This is a genomic window from Ralstonia sp. 22111, assembly GCF_052045895.1.
GTDB classification, from domain to species: Bacteria; Pseudomonadota; Gammaproteobacteria; order Burkholderiales; family Burkholderiaceae; genus Ralstonia; species Ralstonia wenshanensis.
On the sequence record NZ_JBQEPR010000002.1, the window covers coordinates 259352 to 276796 of the forward strand.

Annotated in this window: 16 protein-coding genes; 11 read left to right on the top strand and 5 right to left on the bottom strand. The window is 64.0% G+C overall.

Going from position 1 to position 17445, the window contains the following annotated elements; translation table 11 throughout:
• Positions 1–4 precede the first annotated feature (4 nt).
• From ACTJK4_RS07505 to ACTJK4_RS07535, 7 genes are all read left to right on the top strand, one after another.
• Entirely contained in the window at positions 5–442 is a 438-nt protein-coding gene (locus tag ACTJK4_RS07505) for an FKBP-type peptidyl-prolyl cis-trans isomerase (RefSeq protein WP_440817601.1), read from the top strand.
• A 1-nt stretch (position 443) separates the two neighbouring features.
• Positions 444–1427: a 4-hydroxy-3-methylbut-2-enyl diphosphate reductase gene (ispH, locus tag ACTJK4_RS07510; protein ID WP_232040793.1), complete on the top strand. Its 984-nt coding sequence runs from the start codon at positions 444–446 to the stop codon at positions 1425–1427.
• A gap of 453 nt (positions 1428–1880) precedes the next feature.
• Complete coding sequence (locus tag ACTJK4_RS07515) at positions 1881–3089, top strand: branched-chain amino acid ABC transporter substrate-binding protein (RefSeq protein ID WP_232040792.1); 1209 nt, start codon at positions 1881–1883, stop codon at positions 3087–3089.
• 210 nt (positions 3090–3299) lie between these two features.
• The gene (locus ACTJK4_RS07520; protein ID WP_232040791.1) at positions 3300–4235 is read left to right on the top strand and encodes a branched-chain amino acid ABC transporter permease; all 936 of its coding nucleotides are present in this window, start codon (positions 3300–3302) and stop codon (positions 4233–4235) included.
• A gap of 13 nt (positions 4236–4248) precedes the next feature.
• Positions 4249–5376: an ABC transporter permease subunit gene (locus tag ACTJK4_RS07525; RefSeq protein ID WP_232040790.1), complete on the top strand. Its 1128-nt coding sequence runs from the start codon at positions 4249–4251 to the stop codon at positions 5374–5376.
• Between the two features lie 13 nt (positions 5377–5389).
• Positions 5390–6166: an ABC transporter ATP-binding protein gene (locus ACTJK4_RS07530; protein ID WP_004632013.1), complete on the top strand. Its 777-nt coding sequence runs from the start codon at positions 5390–5392 to the stop codon at positions 6164–6166.
• Positions 6167–6182: 16 nt separating this feature from the next.
• Positions 6183–6899, top strand: a complete 717-nt coding sequence (locus ACTJK4_RS07535; RefSeq protein WP_009241298.1) for an ABC transporter ATP-binding protein — start codon at positions 6183–6185, stop codon at positions 6897–6899.
• 65 nt (positions 6900–6964) lie between these two features.
• On the opposite strand, the gene ACTJK4_RS07540 is transcribed toward ACTJK4_RS07535, so the two are convergent.
• From ACTJK4_RS07540 to ACTJK4_RS07550, 3 genes are all read right to left on the bottom strand, one after another.
• Positions 6965–7441, bottom strand: coding sequence for a GNAT family N-acetyltransferase (locus ACTJK4_RS07540; protein ID WP_322017435.1), 477 nt, complete (start codon positions 7439–7441; stop codon positions 6965–6967).
• A gap of 81 nt (positions 7442–7522) precedes the next feature.
• Positions 7523–8710: an acetylornithine transaminase gene (locus tag ACTJK4_RS07545; RefSeq protein ID WP_232040787.1), complete on the bottom strand. Its 1188-nt coding sequence runs from the start codon at positions 8708–8710 to the stop codon at positions 7523–7525.
• A 271-nt stretch (positions 8711–8981) separates the two neighbouring features.
• Entirely contained in the window at positions 8982–10031 is a 1050-nt protein-coding gene (locus ACTJK4_RS07550; protein ID WP_232040786.1) for a CDP-6-deoxy-delta-3,4-glucoseen reductase, read from the bottom strand.
• A gap of 80 nt (positions 10032–10111) precedes the next feature.
• Between ACTJK4_RS07550 and ACTJK4_RS07555 the strand changes: the two genes are divergently transcribed.
• A complete protein-coding gene (locus ACTJK4_RS07555) occupies positions 10112–11113 on the top strand; it encodes an NAD-dependent epimerase/dehydratase family protein (protein ID WP_343618949.1) in 1002 nt (333 codons plus the stop codon).
• Position 11114: 1 nt separating this feature from the next.
• Positions 11115–12782: a GGDEF domain-containing protein gene (locus ACTJK4_RS07560; protein ID WP_316870030.1), complete on the top strand. Its 1668-nt coding sequence runs from the start codon at positions 11115–11117 to the stop codon at positions 12780–12782.
• A 9-nt stretch (positions 12783–12791) separates the two neighbouring features.
• Here ACTJK4_RS07560 and ACTJK4_RS07565 read toward each other — a convergent pair whose 3' ends face one another.
• Positions 12792–14609: a chloride channel protein gene (locus tag ACTJK4_RS07565; protein ID WP_440817219.1), complete on the bottom strand. Its 1818-nt coding sequence runs from the start codon at positions 14607–14609 to the stop codon at positions 12792–12794.
• Between the two features lie 4 nt (positions 14610–14613).
• Positions 14614–15051, bottom strand: coding sequence for a MarR family winged helix-turn-helix transcriptional regulator (locus tag ACTJK4_RS07570; protein ID WP_232040783.1), 438 nt, complete (start codon positions 15049–15051; stop codon positions 14614–14616).
• Positions 15052–15296: 245 nt separating this feature from the next.
• Between ACTJK4_RS07570 and ACTJK4_RS07575 the strand changes: the two genes are divergently transcribed.
• Positions 15297–16241 (top strand): TIGR03571 family LLM class oxidoreductase, encoded by a 945-nt coding sequence (locus ACTJK4_RS07575; RefSeq protein WP_440076167.1) that lies wholly within the window; start codon positions 15297–15299, stop codon positions 16239–16241.
• Complete coding sequence (locus tag ACTJK4_RS07580) at positions 16238–17440, top strand: MFS transporter (protein ID WP_260802012.1); 1203 nt, start codon at positions 16238–16240, stop codon at positions 17438–17440. Before ACTJK4_RS07575 ends, ACTJK4_RS07580 begins: the two co-directional genes overlap by 4 nt.
• Positions 17441–17445: the final 5 nt, after the last annotated feature.

Genomic DNA, 17445 nt, shown 5'->3' on the forward strand with positions numbered 1-17445 from the left:
GGGCATGGTGGTAGGCCCGGATTCCTTTCTGACGCTGCATTACCGCATCGCGCTGGAAAACGACACGGACATCGTCACGACCTTCGATGACAAGCCGGCCACGCTGCTGCTGGGCCAAGGCCAGTTGGCGCCAACGCTGGAGCAGGCGCTGCTCGGTATGCGCGAGGGCGAGCGCACGACGTTCCGCCTGGCGCCCGAGCAGGCGTTCGGTCCGCGTAATCCGGAACTGTTGCAGCGCGTGTCGCTGGCCACGCTGCGCGAGAATTCTTCGTTCGAAGAGGATTACCAGCCGGGCGACCTGGTTGAGTTCAATGCGCCGAGCGGCGGCAAATATGCCGGCGTGCTCAAGGAAGTCGGCGAAACCTCCGCGCTGTTCGACTTCAACCACCCGCTCGCTGGCCAGACGATCGTGTTTGAAGTCCAGCTGATCGGCATTCTTTGATATGAGCAACGCCGTGAACGCCCCGCGCGATCCCATTGATCCTGTCACCCAGGCCGACGCCGAGGTCTTGTTGGCGCAGCCGCGCGGTTTCTGCGCCGGCGTCGATCGCGCCATCGAGATCGTCGAGCGCGCGCTGGAGCTGTTTGGGGCGCCCATTTACGTGCGCCACGAGATCGTGCACAACGCCTATGTCGTTGGAGATCTGCGCAACAAGGGCGCGGTGTTCGTGCAGGAACTCGACGATGTGCCCGTTGGCGGCACGGTCATCTTCAGCGCGCATGGTGTGTCGCGGGCGGTGCGCGAGGCGGCGGAGGCGCGCGGCCTGCGTGTGTTCGATGCAACCTGCCCGCTGGTGACCAAGGTTCACGTGGAAGTCTCGAAGATGCGTGCGCAGGGTTTCGAGATCATCATGATTGGGCACAAGGGCCATCCCGAGGTGGAAGGCACCATGGGCCAAGCCAACGACGGCATGCTGCTGGTCGAATCCGTCGATGATGTTGCGCACCTCGAAGTGAAAGACCCGACGCGTCTGGCGTACGTGACTCAGACCACGTTGTCGGTGGACGAGACCCAGGAGATCGTGGCCGCCATCAAGGCACGCTTTCCAGCCGTGCACGAGCCCAAGAAGCAGGACATCTGCTACGCGACGCAGAATCGCCAGGACGCCGTGAAGTTCATGGCGCCGCAAGTGGAAGTGGTAATCGTGGTCGGCAGCCCGAACAGCTCGAACTCGAACCGCCTGCGTGAGCTGGCCGAGAAGCTGGGCGTGCCTGCCTATATGGTGGATACGCCGGAACAGGTGAGGCCCGAATGGGTGGCCGGCAAACGCCGCGTGGGCCTGACAGCGGGTGCTTCGGCGCCCGAAGAGCTGGCGCAGTCGATCGTCGACCGCCTCAAGGCGTTGGGCGCGCGCACCGTTCGTCCGCTCGACGGTATCCAGGAAAACATGTCTTTCCCCCTTCCGAGGGGTCTTCAAATCAATTGAATACCTTTATGTAAATACCCACTTAAAAGCGCACAAAAACTGTGCGCCCTAATGCGGTGCATAAAGCGCTTTTGAGGAATCAGCGGCCACTTCTTCCCGGAGTGGCCGTTTTGTTTTGTGCGTTGCAAAACCTCTTCAATGCCGCCGAAGCCTTGATTTACCGTGGCAATCGTCCGCCAAGCCGCATGAATAGGGGGTTTCCCCTAGTCTGGCACGCTTCTTGATAAGGCTATCCGCCGTTCGCGAATGCCTGCGCGAAATGACGCCTGTTTGGGCATTGGGGAAAGCCCGTAAAGCGGCGTAGTTACTGCAAAAATCGTTGTTGCGACGCGTATTGCATCCGCAATAAAAGGGGATACAATTCGCGCGTTTCAAATTGAAACAATCGGCGCGGGGGGAGCGGCCGGGAGGCAGGACGCTCTTCTTGCTCTTGCGAGATCTAGGAGATCACTCATGCAAATTAAGTTTGCCAAAGTTCTGCCGCTTGCGGCTGCCGTGGCACTCGTAGCAGCTTGCGGTAAGAACGAGGAAAAGCCCGCAGACCAAGCTGCTGCACCTGCAGCAACGTCGGCTCCGGCTGCTGCTGCCGGCGGCGGCGAGACCGTCGTCAAGATCGGTCACGCGGCTCCGCTCACGGGCGGTATTGCTCACCTTGGCAAAGACAACGAAAACGGTGCACGCCTGGCCGTTGAAGAAGCCAACAAGGAAGGCCTGACCATCGACGGCAAGAAGATCAAGCTGGAACTGGTCGGTGAAGACGATGCAGGCGACCCGAAGACCGGTACCGCCGTGGCGCAGAAGCTGGTTGACGAGCACGTTGTTGCCGTCGTTGGCCACCTGAACTCGGGCGTGTCGATCCCGGCCTCGAAGATCTACAGCGATGCAGGCATCGTGCAGATCTCGCCGTCGTCGACGAACCCCGACTACACCAAGCAAGGCTTCAAGACGACCTACCGCGTGGTTGCAACCGACGCGCAACAAGGTCCGGCACTGGCGAACTACGCCGCCAAGACCCTGGGCGCCAAGACCGTGGCAATTGTTGACGATGCCACCGCCTACGGTAAGGGCCTGGCCGACGAGTTCGAGAAGACCGCGAAGGCCGACGGCGTGAACGTCGTGGCGCGTGAGGCGACCAACGACAAGGCGACCGACTTCAAGGCCATTCTGACCAAGATCAAGGGCAAGAAGCCGGACGTGATCATGTACGGCGGCATGGACGCCACCGGCGGCCCGTTCGCCAAGCAAGCCAAGGAACTGGGCATCACGGCCAAGATCGTTGGCGGCGACGGCGTGTGTACCGACAAGGTGGCCGAACTGGCTGGCGACGCAATCGACAACATCGTCTGCTCGGAAGCAGGCCTGGCGCTGTCGAAGATGGAGAAGGGCGCGGACTTCGACAAGAAGTACCAAGACCGTTTCCACACGCCGGTGCAGATCTACGCTCCGTTCACGTATGACGCTGTCAACGTGATCATCGACGCGATGAAGCGTGCCAACTCGACCGATCCGGCCAAGATCCTGGCTGCCATGCCGGCAACCAACTACAACGGCGTGATCGGCAACATCTCGTTCGATGACAAGGGTGACCTGAAGCAAGGTTCCATCACCCTGTACAACTACAAGGACAAGAAGAAGACTGTTCTTGACGTTGTGAAGATGTAATCGAAGGGTTATCCGCCCTAAAAACGGCACCGCGACTACCCCTGCGGTGCCGTTTTTCATAGCCTCGCCAATGAAACAAGGCCCTCACCATGGGCGTGTCGGCAGGCCGCTTACCAGCAACCTCACCTTACCCATCCGATTGATCGCATACCTTGCGGGCGCGTCATCCCGTCGCCTACAACAAAGCAAGGCATAGCAGGAGCTGTTCTCATGGATATCTTTATCCAGCAGATCGTGAACGGTCTGGTGCTCGGCAGCATTTACGCGCTGATCGCACTTGGCTACACCATGGTCTACGGTATTCTCGGCATCATCAACTTCGCCCACGGCGATGTTCTGATGGTCGGTGCAATGTCTGCCCTGACCGCCATCAACTTCCTCCAAAAGTACTTCCCCAATCTGCCTAACTGGCTCACGCTGGTGTTTGCACTGCTATTTGCAATGCCGGTCTGCGCCATCGTGGCCTACACCATCGAACGTGTCGCTTACCGGCCGCTGCGCAATGCGCCGCGCCTGGCGCCGCTGATCACCGCCATCGGCGTGTCGATCGTGCTGCAGACGCTCGCGATGATGATCTGGTCGCGCAACCCGTTGAGCTTCCCTGAGCTCTTGCCTTCGAGCCCGATCGATATCGGCTCGACTGGGGCGACCATCACCGGCAAGGAGATCGTCATCATCGTGGTCTCGATCCTGGTGATGATTGGGCTGATCCTGCTGGTTAACCGCACCAAGCTCGGCCGCGCCATGCGCGCTACCGCCGAGAACCAGCGTGTGGCAGGCCTGATGGGCGTCAACCCGAACTTCGTGATCTCCGCCACGTTCATGATCGGCGCTGCGATGGCTGCGGTCGCTGGCGTGATGATGGCGACCAACTACGGCAACGCCCACTTCTACATGGGCTTCATCCCCGGCCTGAAGGCGTTTACCGCCGCGGTGCTGGGCGGCATCGGCAACCTGGCGGGCGCCATGGTTGGCGGCATGCTGCTGGGCCTGATCGAAGCACTGGGTGCCGGTTATATCGGTGATCTGACTGGCGGAGTGTTCGGTTCGAACTACCAGGATGTGTTCGCATTCATCGTGCTGATTGGCGTGCTGCTCTTCCGCCCGTCCGGCATCATGGGCGAACGCGTTGCGGACCGCGCATAAGAAGGGGAGCGCCATGACAGAAAATTTCAAAGCGCCGATGAAGACGCGCGCCGCGCTGTACGGCTTCCTGATCCTTGCGATCTTCGCGCCGTTCATCGTGGGTGCCGCAGGTGGCAACTACTGGGTGCGCGTGCTGGACTTCGCGCTGCTGTACATCATGCTGGCCCTGGGCCTGAACATCGTGGTGGGCTTTGCCGGCCTGCTTGACCTGGGCTACATCGCGTTCTATGCGGTGGGCGCCTACATGATGGCATTGCTGGGTTCGCCGCACCTGTCCAATCAGTTCGAGTGGATCCACAACATGTTCCCCAACGGGCTCCACCTGATTGTCTGGTGGGTGATCCCGCTGGGTGCCGGGTTGGCGGCGCTGTTCGGTATCCTGCTGGGCACACCGGTGCTGAAGCTGCGCGGTGACTACCTCGCCATCGTGACGCTGGGCTTTGGTGAAATCATCCGGATCTTCATGAACAACCTCGACCGCCCGGTGAACATCACCAACGGTCCGAAGGGCATCAACCTGATCGAGCCGGTCAAGATCTTCGGGTTCGACTTCTCGAAGCGCCATGATTTCTTCGGCATCCGCTTCGACTCGGTCTACATGTACTACTACCTGTTCGTGATCCTGGCCGCGATCATCATCATCGTGTGCCTGCGGTTGCAGAACTCGCGTATCGGTCGTGCATGGGTGGCGCTGCGTGAAGATGAAATCGCCGCCAAGGCGATGGGCATCAACACCCGCAACATCAAGCTGCTGGCCTTTGCGATGGGTGCGTCGTTCGGTGGTGTGTCGGGTGCGATGTTCGCGTCGTTCCAGGGCTTCGTGTCGCCGGAATCGTTCGTGCTGTGGGAGTCGATCTACATCCTGGCGATCGTGGTGCTGGGCGGCATGGGCCATATCCCGGGCGTGATCCTGGGCGGCATTCTGCTGGTGGGCTTCCAGGAACTGCTGCGCGCCCTGGCTGAGCCGCTCCAGAACAAGCTGTTCGGCCATGTGATCGTGGAAGCGGAAGTGCTGCGTCAGCTGCTGTTCGGCCTGGCGATGGTGGTGGTGATGCTGTATCGCCCTGCGGGCCTGTGGCCCTCGCCGCGCAAGGAAGACCGTCCGCAAAAGCAGCGGGCTGGTGGACTGTCCCGTATCTGATGGAGGCACGCACATGAGCAACAACAACGTCCTCCTCTCGATCCGAGGAGTCCAGAAGCGTTTCGGCGGCCTGCAAGCGCTGTCCGACGTGAGCCTGGAAATTCGCGAAGGCGAAATCTACGGTTTGATCGGCCCGAACGGCGCCGGCAAGACCACGTTCTTCAACGTCATCACCGGCCTGTATACGCCTGACGCGGGCGAGTTCGTGCTGGGCGGCACGCCCTACCAGCCGACGGCCGTGCACGAAGTGGCCAAGGCTGGCATTGCGCGCACGTTCCAGAACATCCGCCTGTTTGGCGACATGACTGCGGCGGAAAACGTCATGGTCGGTCGCCACGTGCGGACCAAGGCCGGCTTGATCGGCGCGGTGTTCCGCACCAAGGCGGCACGCGAAGAAGAGCAGTCCATCGAAGACTGGGCGCACGACCTGCTGGACTACGTCGGCATCGGCAAGTACGCCAACTACACGGCGCGCAACCTGTCGTACGGTCACCAGCGTCGTCTGGAGATCGCACGTGCCCTGGCCACGCAGCCCAAGCTGCTGGCCCTGGACGAGCCGGCTGCCGGCATGAACGCCACGGAAAAAGTGGAGCTCCGTGGCCTGCTCGACAAGATCCGTTCCGACGGCAAGACCATCCTGCTGATCGAGCACGATGTGAAGCTGGTGATGGGCCTGTGCAACCGCCTGACCGTGCTGGATTACGGCAAGGTGATCGCACAAGGCCTGCCGCAGGAAGTGCAGAGCAACCCCGCCGTGATCGAGGCCTACCTCGGCGCGTCAGCGCACTGACGCAGAGGAACGGAATATGAAACCAGTAATGTTGAAGATCGACAGCCTGAAGGTCGCGTACGGCGGCATCCAGGCGGTCAAGGGCGTGGATCTGGAGATTCGCGAAGGTGAGCTGGTCACGCTGATCGGTGCCAACGGCGCCGGCAAGACGACCACCATGAAGGCCATCACCGGCCTGCAGGGCTGGGCCGGCGGTGACGTGCAGTATCTCGGCAAGTCCATCAAGGGCGTGCCGAGCTACAACCTGCTCAAGCAGGGCCTGGCGATGGTGCCGGAAGGCCGCGGCGTGTTCGCGCGCATGACCATCGTCGAGAACCTGCAGATGGGTGCCTTCACGCGCAACGACGAGGCCAACATCAAGGCCGACATCGACCGCATGTTCGGCATCTTCCCGCGCCTGAAGGAACGTGCAAACCAGCTGGCCGGCACGATGTCGGGCGGCGAGCAGCAGATGCTGGCCATGGCGCGTGCGCTGATGAGCCAACCGAAGCTGCTGCTGCTGGACGAGCCGTCGATGGGTCTCTCCCCGATCATGGTGGAGAAGATCTTCGAGGTCGTGCGCGACATCTCGGCGCAGGGCGTGACCGTGCTGCTCGTTGAGCAGAACGCACGCCTGGCGCTGCAGGCTGCGCACCGCGGCTACGTGATGGACTCCGGTCTCATCACCATGAGCGGCGATGCCAAGCAGATGCTCGACGATCCGAAGGTGCGCGCCGCCTACCTGGGCGAATAAGCACCATCAGCGCCATGAGAAAGCCCCGCAATCGCGGGGCTTTTTCTTTGCGCATGGCCAACGTTTCAGGCAGATCCTGCCGTATAGATGTTCGGCCGATGCAATTGCATGAAGCCGACGCCCTCGGGCACATCGGTAAAGCCATGCTTGCGATAAAGCCAATCGGCGCCCGTTGTCACTAACACTGTGCGGCGCAGGGTCTGCAGGTCCGGATGGTCACGCAGGAAATCCATCAGCGCGTGCGAGACGCCTTTTCCTCGCCACGCAGGCAGCACGAACACATCGCACAGGTAAGCGAATGTCGCACGATCGGTGATGACGCGCGCAAAACCCACAAGGTCACCATGCGAGCCATCGTCGGCTTGTCGATACGCGCCTAGGCACAGCGAGTTCGCGATCGATCGTTCGAATACGTCGCGCGGCAGGCCGCGGGCCCAGTACGTTTCCTGCGACAGGAAGTCGTAGATGTCGTCCAGCGGAAGCCACGCGGAATCATCAGACAACACGATCCCCGTGGCCGGAACGTCTCGCGTCACGGCCATGGCAAACCTCAGGGTGGGAGCAGCGATGGGGCGATGAAGGGCGACGCATTGCGCGCCGCCCTCGGGGTCATGCGATGCGCTTTAGGCGTGTGCTTTCAGCAGCGTGCGCAGCATGCCGATCATCGTGTCGATCTCTTCGGTCGTCACGTTCAGCGCAGGCATGAAGCGCAGGATGTTGGGGCGCGGGGCGTTCAGCAGCAGGCCGGTCGGGTTCATCTCGCGAGCGGCTTCCACCAGTTGGCCGCCGATATCCTTGCCGAGCAGCAGGGCGCGCAGCAGGCCGTTACCGCGTTCGCCAGCCAGGCCAAACTCTTCGCTCAGCTTGAGCAGTTGGGTGCGCAGATAGGCGCCGCGTTCTTGCACGCCAGCCAGGAAGCCCGGGGCCAGGAGTTGCTCGATCACCGAGCAGCCCACGGCCGTCATCAGCGGGTTGCCGTTGTACGTGCCGCCCTGGTCGCCGGCCTCGAAGCTGGCAACTTCATCCGTGCACAGCAGGGCCGAGAGCGGCACGCCGCCGCCGATGCCCTTGCCGAGCGTCATGATGTCCGGCTCGATGTTCGAGAGCTGATAGGCGAAGAGCGTGCCGCAGCGGCCGCAACCGGCCTGCACTTCATCAACGATCAACAGGATCTTGTGCTTCTTGGTCAGCGCGCGCAGTTGCTGCATGAATTCCGGCGTGGCGGGCAGCACGCCGCCTTCGCCTTGCACCGGCTCCAGCATCACGCCGACAGTCTCGTCGGTGATGAGCGCTTCCACCGAGGCAATGTCGTTCAGGATGGCCTTCGGGAAGCCCGGCACCTGCGGCGCGAAGATGGTGTCCCAGCCTGCCTTGCCCGATGCGCTCATGGTGGCAAGCGTGCGGCCGTGGAAGCTGTGGTCGAACGTGATGATCTGGAAGGCGCCGTTCTTATGCTTCTTGCCCCACTTGCGGGCGAGCTTGATGGCGCCTTCGTTGGCTTCGGCGCCGCTGTTGGCGAAGAACACCTTGTCGAAACAGCTGTGCGCGGTCAGCAGGCCGGCCAGCTTGGCCATCGGCTCGTTGTAGAACGCCGGGCTCGGGTTGATCAGCTTCCTGGCCTGCGCGTTCAGCGCTTCGATCATGCCGTCGTTGGAGTGGCCGAGGCAGTTGACGGCCCAGCCTTGCACGAAGTCCAGGTATCGCTTGCCGTTGTGGTCCGTCAGCCAAGAGCCCTTGCCTTCGGTGAAGACGATCTCGGGCCGGTTGGTGATGTACATCAGGGACTGGACGGGGTAGTCAGCAAACGCCATGGCAAAGCTCCAGAAAAAGGCGGCAGGAAGATGAAAAACCGAAAAAACGCGAGTTGGAAAAAGACAAAGGCCACGGGGGTTGCCCCGTGGCCTTGTGATCGTCGAATCCTGTGAACCCGATATGCAATCAGCAGACAGCCGCGCGGCTTCCCGGAGGGAGCAACGTACGGCGGCGTCGGAGGTGCAGGGCTTGGTTCATAAGGCGCAAGAATAAGACGGATGCCAAGTCAAGTCAAAACGAAATTTTGACCTTCTTGGGATTTGTGCAACGTCAGCCGGCCGGGTGGAGATCTGCCTCCGAGGTGAAGGAATCGGCGAAAAACGCGTCCGGGTGCATTCCGCACTGGGCGGCGAAGTCTGCGCGAGCCGAGTTGATCACCACCGGCGCGCCGCAGGCGTAGACCTCGTGGCCCGACAGATCGGGGTGATCGGCCATCACCGCTTGGTGAACGAAGCCGGTGCGGCCCGTCCACGCGTCTTCCGGCAAGGCGTTGGAGACGACCGGCAGGTAAGTGAAGTTCGGCAGCGTGCGCGCCCATTCTTCGGCCTTGGCGTGCATGTACAGGTCTTGCGGGCGACGGCCGCCCCAGTACAGCGTCATCGGGCGCGTGCTGCCGATGAACTGGGCGTGCTCGATGATCGCCTTGATGGGCGCAAAGCCGGTGCCCGAGGCCAGCAGGATGATCGGCTTGTCGGATTCTTCACGCAGGAAGAAGCTGCCGAGCGGCCCCTCGAAGCGCAGGATGTCACGCTCCTTCATGGCCGGGGCGCCTTCCTTGGCGCCGAACACGTAGTCGGTAAAGGCGCCGCCCGGCATGTGGCGGATGTGCAGCTCGATCGGACCGTCGTCGTGCGGCGGGTTGGCGATCGAGTAGCTGCGGCGCTTGCCGTCGCGCAGGAGGAATTCCACGTACTGTCCGGCCAGAAATTGCATACGCTCGGTGGCAGGCAGTTGCAGCTTGACGATGGTGACGTCCGGCGCGGCCTTTTCCAGCGACGCGACGCGGCATGGGATCTTCTTGATGGGGACATCGCCCGCGCCGTGCACTTCGCGCACTTCGATGGTGACGTCCGTGGCAGGCGTGGCGCAGCAGAACAGCGCGCGGCCTTCGGTGGCCTCCTGGGCGCTCAGCGCGTTGGGCGAGTGGTTGCCCTGGACGATCGAGCCCTCGCGCACGAGGCCCTTGCACGAGCCGCACGCGCCGTTCTTGCAGCCGTACGGCAGGCCGATGCCCTGGCGCAGCGCGGCTGCAAGGATGGTCTCGCCGTCTTCGGCCTGGAATTGACGGCCGCTGGGCAGCACGTTGATCTGGTAAGCCATACTACAATCCAAATATGTTGAAAAGTGTGTCTGGTCGCCCATCTGGGCATGCAATGATGGTCAATCCGGCAGCACGTCCGATGGTGAATCAGTCAGCCGCTCGGCCATCCAAATCTTCGCTGCGCTTGCGCCGTCCCCGCGTGCTGATCGTCGGCTGCGGCGATGTTGGGCAACGCTGCCTGGCGACGCTCCGCACGCGTTTTCGCGTCTTTGCCGTCACCTCACGCCTTGAAGGTTGCGCTCCGTTGCGCGAAGCCGGTGCCGTGCCGATTGTCGCCAATCTGGACGATCCCGCGTCGTTGCGCCGCCTGCGAGGGTTAAGCGCCCGCGTGCTGCATCTGGCACCGCCGCCCGCTGCGGGCAACGATGATCCGCGTACTGCCGCGCTACTGCACGTGCTGGCGCAGCCAGCCCCGGTTTCCCCAGCTACAAAACCTCGCATTTTACCCGAGCGGGCACGCAGGCCGCGTGGCCTCACTGGCCGCTTGAAAACTCCCCTCCAAGCGCGTGCGTTCGTGTATGCCAGCACCAGTGGCGTCTACGGCGATGCAGGCGGCGCCTGGGTCGACGAATCCCGCCCGGTGAAGCCAACCACGGCGCGTGCCCAGCGCCGCGTCGCTGCGGAGCGCCGTGTGCGCTGGTTCGGTGCGGGCGGCGGTTGGCGCACGTCGATCTTGCGCATTCCCGGCATCTACGCGGCGGACCGGCTGCCCGTCGCGCGGCTCGAACGCGGCACGCCCGCCTTGCGCGCCGAGGACGACGTCTACACCAACCACATCCACGCCGACGACCTGGCGCGCGCCGTCGTTGCCGCGCTGTTCCGCGGGAAACCGCAGCGCGTTGTGCATGCCACTGACGCATCGGAGTTGCGCATGGGCGATTACTTTGACGCCGTGGCCGACGCGCGCGGCTTGCAGCGGCCGCCGCGCATTTCGCGAGCGGAAGCCGTACAGCAGATCGAGCCCGCGTTGCTGTCGTTCATGAGCGAATCGCGCCGGCTGCGCAACACGCGGCTCGTGCGGGAGTTGCGTATGGCGCTGCGCTACCCGACGGTGGCGGATTTCCTGAGCAGCGAGGCCTGACATGAAGGCGCCTGCGCCTGCCCCTGCAACGCCGTCGCACGGCACCCGGCTGCGCGTTGTGCGGTTGACGCTTTGGCTGTCAGCCGTGGTGGTGGGCGTAGGTGCCTCCTGGTTTGCCGCCAGCTTCGTGGCGGATTCGATGAGCGCGCGCGACATGCAGCAGATGGTCGATGCGCGCCGCCAGTTGGCTGCGCAGGTAGCGGAAGGTATGTCGAGCCAGATCACGGCCGACGTGGCCTTGCTGCGGGCGCTGCCGCAGACGCTCGCGCAGATCGATGCCATCCCGCGTGCCGTAGCGCGCGTCGACACCCGGCGCTGGAACCTGATGGACCAGGGCTCGCGTGCCCAAGAGGCGATGTCGCACCCGGAAGTGGCCGATATCGACGCATTCCTGAACACGACCGCCGGCAATCTTGGGCTCGACTACGTCTGGGTCGTCAACCAACACAATTACGTGGTGCTGGCCAATAACGCCGGTCATGCCGATTCGTTCGTTGGCGTGCAGTCGAGCATGCAGCCGTACATGAAGGAGGCGATGCTGGGCGGCCTCGGCGAACAGTTCACGATTGGCCGGGTGACGGGCGTGCCGGGCTTGTTCTTCGCTGCGCCGGTGTATGACGCTGGTGGATACCTGGTCGCGGCGATGGGCACCAAGGTGAGCCTCGCGAGGCTGCAGCACTGGGTGTCGCACCCGACGTCGCTGGTGACCGATCCGAACGGGCTGATCATTTTGTCGACTGACGCGTCGCTGGTGGGCAAGATCCTGCCGGATGCGCGCCTGCAGCGCATGGGCGCCAGCGACCGGTACAACGCCTACCAGCGCGTCGACTTCGAACCGTGGCCCTATCAGCCCACGGCAAAGGCGCATCACGACGTGCCCAGCTGGGTGCCGGCCGAGGTGCGGGATACGCTGGCTTGGCGCGAGGGCAGTGCGATGCCATCGCTCACCGTGTCTCGCAATGCCAGTGCGGACCTCACCGTCGTCGTGGCCGAGCCGCTGCCTGCGTGGGGCCAGCAGATCGCCAATCATGCGCGCAACCGCGCGATCGGCTTCGTGCTGTTTGTAAGCGTGCTGGTGACGTTCGTGCTGGTGGCGTGGTCTCTGGTGCGCGAGCGGCAGCATCACCGCTTGACGCGCCATCTGAACCAGCGGCTGCAGCGCACCAACAGCGCGCTCGCCAACGAGGCGCATTTCGACCATCTCACGGGTGTGCTGACGCGGCGTCGCTTCCTGGCGCTGTTCGATACGGTGCTCGCACGTGCCCACAATCGCGGCGAACCGCTCGTGCTTGTGCTGGCCGATCTGGATCACTTCAAGCGCATCAACGACACATGGGGCCACGCTGTGGGCGACATGGCGCTGCAGCGCTTTGCATCGCTTGCCACGGGCGTGCTGCGCAGCAGTGATCTGGTCGGGCGTCTGGGCGGCGAGGAATTCGCCATGGTGATGGGCCGCACCACATTGGCGACGGCCACCGAGGTGGCGGAGCGCCTGCGTACGGCAGTGGCCGAGACGGACGAGAGTTTCCCGACCGGACTGTCGATGACCGTCAGCATGGGCATGACGGTCTGCCGCCCGGGCGATACGGCGTCGGAAATGCTCAAGCGCGCCGACCTGGCGCTGTATCGCGCCAAGGAAAGCGGGCGCAACCGGCACGTCGCCGGCTGAAACTGGCGACTAGCGCGCGACGCGGCCAGCGCGGCGGCGGCGAAGTTCGAGCTGCGTGCGCGTGCCTGACAGCGGCACACGGCGGAAGCGCTCGCGGCGCTGCTCCTCATCAAAGAACGCCAGGGAGGGTTTGACCAGATCGCTGCGCGAGACAATGCCCACCAGCGCGCGCGATTGCGAATCGGCCACCACCGGCAGCCGCTCCAACCCATGCACTGCCAGGCGCGTGGCGACGATGCGGCAGGTCTCGCCGGGCAGTGCCATCACGGGAGCATTCGCACCAAACAATTCGGCAACGGTGACGGCGCCGCGCTTCTGGCCCGCCAGCAGCGCATCGCGGTCGAGCATGCCGATCAGCCTGCCATTCGTCCCACCTTGCACGACCGGAAACGCGCGGTGCGCCTGCTTGGGCCCAAAGCGGTTGGCGAGTGTATCGGCCAGTGTGGCGTGTGCGTCGATGGTCTGCACCGAACGCGTCATGACTTCATCCACGGCGTGGCGCTCAAGCGGGTCGACAGCGTATTCGCGATAGATGTGGAAGCCGCGGCGCGCGATCTTCTCGGTCATGATCGAGCGCGGCATGGTCAGCACGACAAAGCCGTAGGACACGGCCACGGCCAGCAGAATTGGCAGCAGGGCGTTCACATCGTGTGTCAGCCCGAAGGCGAAGACGATGGCGGTGAGCGGGGCGCCCAGCACGCCGGCCAGCATGGCGGCCATGCATACCAGCGGCCACAGGCCTGGGTCACCACCCGGCAGCACGGGCCCGATCAGCACCCCCAAGCCGGCGCCCATCATCAGCAGCGGGGCGAGCACACCACCCGACGTGCCGGAGCCCAGCGCGATCACCCAGATGATGGCCTTGACCACCAGCAGCGCCAGCGCCACGCGGATGGCGAGATGGTTGTGCAGCAAATCGCCGATGACGTCGTAGCCGACACCCAGCGCGCGCGGCTCGAAGTAGCCGCCAATGCCAACCACCAGGCCACCGATGGCCGGCCACCACATCCAGTGGATGGGCAGGCGGCCGAACAGGTCTTCGGTCTTGTACAGCGCCATCGACAGCGAGCGTGCCAGCGCGCCGCACAGCAACCCGGCGACCACGCACGAGCCCAGCGCAGGCAGCGTTGCCGGAGTTGTTTCCAGCGGGAAGAGGGGGCCGGGCTCCAGCACCAGCACACGGAGGAAGCCCGCCACGGCACATGCCACCGCCACGGGCAGCATGCTGCGCGGGCGCCATTCGAACAGCAGCAGTTCCACCGCCAGCAGCAGCGCGGCCACCGGCGTGCCGAACACGGCCGTCATGCCCGCCGTGGCACCGGCCACCAGAAGGGTCTTGCGCTCGGCGGCCGTCAGCTTGAAGAACTGCGCGAACAGCGAGCCGATCGCGCCGCCCGTCATGATGATCGGGCCTTCCGCGCCAAACGGGCCGCCGCTGCCGATCACGATGCCCGACGACAGGGGCTTGAGCACCGCCACCTTGGGCGACATCTTGCTCTTGCCGAACAGGATGGCCTCGATGGCCTCGGGAATGCCGTGGCCGCGAATCTTTTCCGAGCCAAAGCGCGCCATCAACCCGACGATCAGCCCGCCGATGAGCGGTACCGCAATCACCCATGCGCCGAGCGTGTTGGTGGCCGGCGAGCGGTCGGCCAGCGACAGCGTCTGGAAAAAGAACAGGTTGGTGAAGAAGCGGATCAGGTTGAGCAGCGCCACGGCGGCCAGCGTGGCAAACGCGGCGATGACGACCGCCAGCGCAGTGGTGCGGAACAGCGTGGTGTCGGTCGCAAAGTCGCGCCGGTGCTGGTGGTGTTCAAGGGTTTGCATGAGGTTACTGCTCGGCGGAGGGTTCGGCGGGGTGATCGAGGTGGGGGATCTTGAAAGCACGGCTGAAGGCCGACAGCTCGCTCTGATGCAGCCCGGCCAGCAGCGCGACGAGATGATCACCCTTCCGGGAAAGGTGCACTTCCACCTGGCGCGCGTCGGTGTCGCTCTGACGGCGTTCGACCAGGCCCGCTTCTTCGCAGCGCGTGATGAGTGCCGCCGTGCCATGCGGCGCGGCCTGCAGCCGCTCGGCCAGCTCGCCGACGGTGGCCCATTCGCGCCCGGCATAGCCTTTCACGTGCAGCAGCAACTGGTACTGCAGCGGCGTGATGCCCTTGGCGTGGATCAGATCTTCAGACGCGCGCAGGAAGCGGCGCAGGTGATAGCGGAAATCGGAGAGGCTCTCGAACTCCTGCTTGGATAAAGGTCGGGCGGGGGTAGACATGGCGGAATCAAACGGTTCGGGCCGGAATATATCACGGTGTGACATATTTGGGAAAGCCCGCCGTGTTGCTGTATTGCCAACCCGGAGTGCGTTCTGAATTGCGTGGATTGTTGATTGCCAATCAAGACTGTTTCGTTGACGGGCGGGTTTTTCTGCAAAGGTGGAGCCCGCACACTGCGGTCCATGCCCTTTGCGCTGATAGCGAATGCATCGCCCGCAGCGCGCCTTTTGACCCGATCACAACCATGCCTCCCGCACTCGACAAACTGACCCACGGCGGCTTCACCATTGGCATTGAACTGCCGCTGGACAACGATTGGTCCGCCACCGGCGACGCCAAGCGCCTGCGTGACGGGCGCCGCCACGGTGTGCCCGATATCGAACACCACGCAACCCTCGCCAAACTCGCGGATTCGCTCGGCTTTCGTGCCCTGTGGGTGCGCGATGTGCCGGTGTATGACCCCGCATTCGGCGATGCCGCGCAGGTGTTCGAAGTGTTCTCTTACCTCGGCTACCTGGCTGGCATCACGCGCAACGTTCTGCTCGGCACGGCCGCCGTTGTGCTGCCGCTGCGCGAGCCGCTGCTGACGCTCAAATCGGCCACGACCATCCAGGAATTGAGTGGCGGTCGTCTGCTGCTTGGCGTGGCAAGCGGAGACCGGCCCGTCGAATATCCGCTGTTCGGCCGCGACTTCGAATCGCGCGGTGCAAGCTTCCGCGACCAGGTCGCGCTATTGCGTGACGGGGCGCGCGGCAGCTTGCCCGCCGGGGTGGAGATTCTGCCGGCCATGCGCACGCCGCTTCCGCTGCTGGTGGCCGGCCTGGCGCAACAGACGCCAGCGTGGATCGGCACCCACATGGACGGTTGCCTTGCCTACCCGGGCGCGCCGGCCGATCACGCGCAACGCGCCGCCGCATGGCGTGCCGTTGCGGGCGACAAGCCCTACGTGAGCTTCATCCACCTCGATCTGGCCGAAGACCCGCACGAACCGCTGCAACGTCATCGCTTTGGCGCACGTGCCGGGCGCATTGCACTGTCCGAAGAATTGGCGGCGATGCGCGAAGCCGGTGTGCAGCATATCGGGCTGCACTTCCGCCGAAATCGTCGCCCGCTTGCTGAAACGTTTGCGGAAATCGCGGCAGAGGTTCTGCCCGCTTTCCATTCCTCTGCTTTGGAGTACACCGCATGAACCCCACCCCCACTTCTGCCGAGCCCACGCGCAGCAGCGCGACGCTGCCGCTGCTCGCGCTTGCCGCTGGCGCCTTCGGTATTGGCACCACCGAGTTCTCGCCGATGGGCTTGCTGCCCGTGATTGCCGACGGCGTGCATGTATCGATTCCCCAGGCCGGCATGTTGATCAGCGCGTATGCGATCGGCGTGATGGTCGGTGCGCCGATCATGACGCTGTTGCTCGCACGCTGGCCGCGACGCAAGGCGCTGATCGCGCTGATGAGCATCTTCACCATCGGCAACCTGCTGTCGGCCGTCGCGCCCGATTACACGACGCTGCTGCTCGCGCGGCTCGTCACCAGCCTCAACCACGGCGCGTTCTTCGGGCTGGGTTCCGTGGTTGCCGCTAGCCTCGTGCCGCGTGAGAAGCAGGCTAGCGCCGTGGCGACGATGTTCATGGGCCTGACGATCGCCAACGTCGGTGGCGTGCCGGCCGCGACGTGGCTTGGCCAGATGATCGGCTGGCGCATGTCGTTTGCCGCCACGGCAAGCCTGGGCCTGATCGCCATCGCCGGCCTGTTCACCGCGTTGCCGAAGGGCGATGCCGGCAAGATGCCCAACCTCCGCGCGGAACTTGCGGTGCTCACACGTCCCGTCGTGCTGGGCGCCCTTGCCACCACGGTGCTCGGTGCGGGCGCGATGTTCACGCTGTACACGTACGTCGCCCCGACACTCGCTCAGTTGACCGGTGCCTCGCCGGCGTTCGTGACGGCCATGCTGGTGCTGATCGGCATCGGTTTTTCGATCGGCAACATTGCCGGTGGCCGCCTGGCCGATCGCTCGCTCGACGGCAGCCTGATCGGCTTTCTGTTGTTGTTGATCGTGACGATGCTCGCGTTTCCTCTGCTCGCCAAGACACACGTCGGTGCGGCCGCCGCGCTGCTGGTGTGGGGCATTGCCACCTTCGCGGTTGTGCCGCCGTTGCAGATGCGTGTGATGCGCGCCGCGGCTGAAGCGCCGGGCCTCGCTTCGTCGGTCAATGTGGGTGCCTTCAACCTCGGCAACGCCCTGGGGGCGGCAGCGGGCGGTGCTGCCATCTCTGCAGGCCTGGGCTATGCGGCGGTGCCGATAGTCGGCGCGGCGATTGCCGCGGCAGGCCTTGCGCTGGTGGGGCTGCATGTCGTGCAGCGCAGGACGCGCCTTGCCATGAACCCCTGATTCGA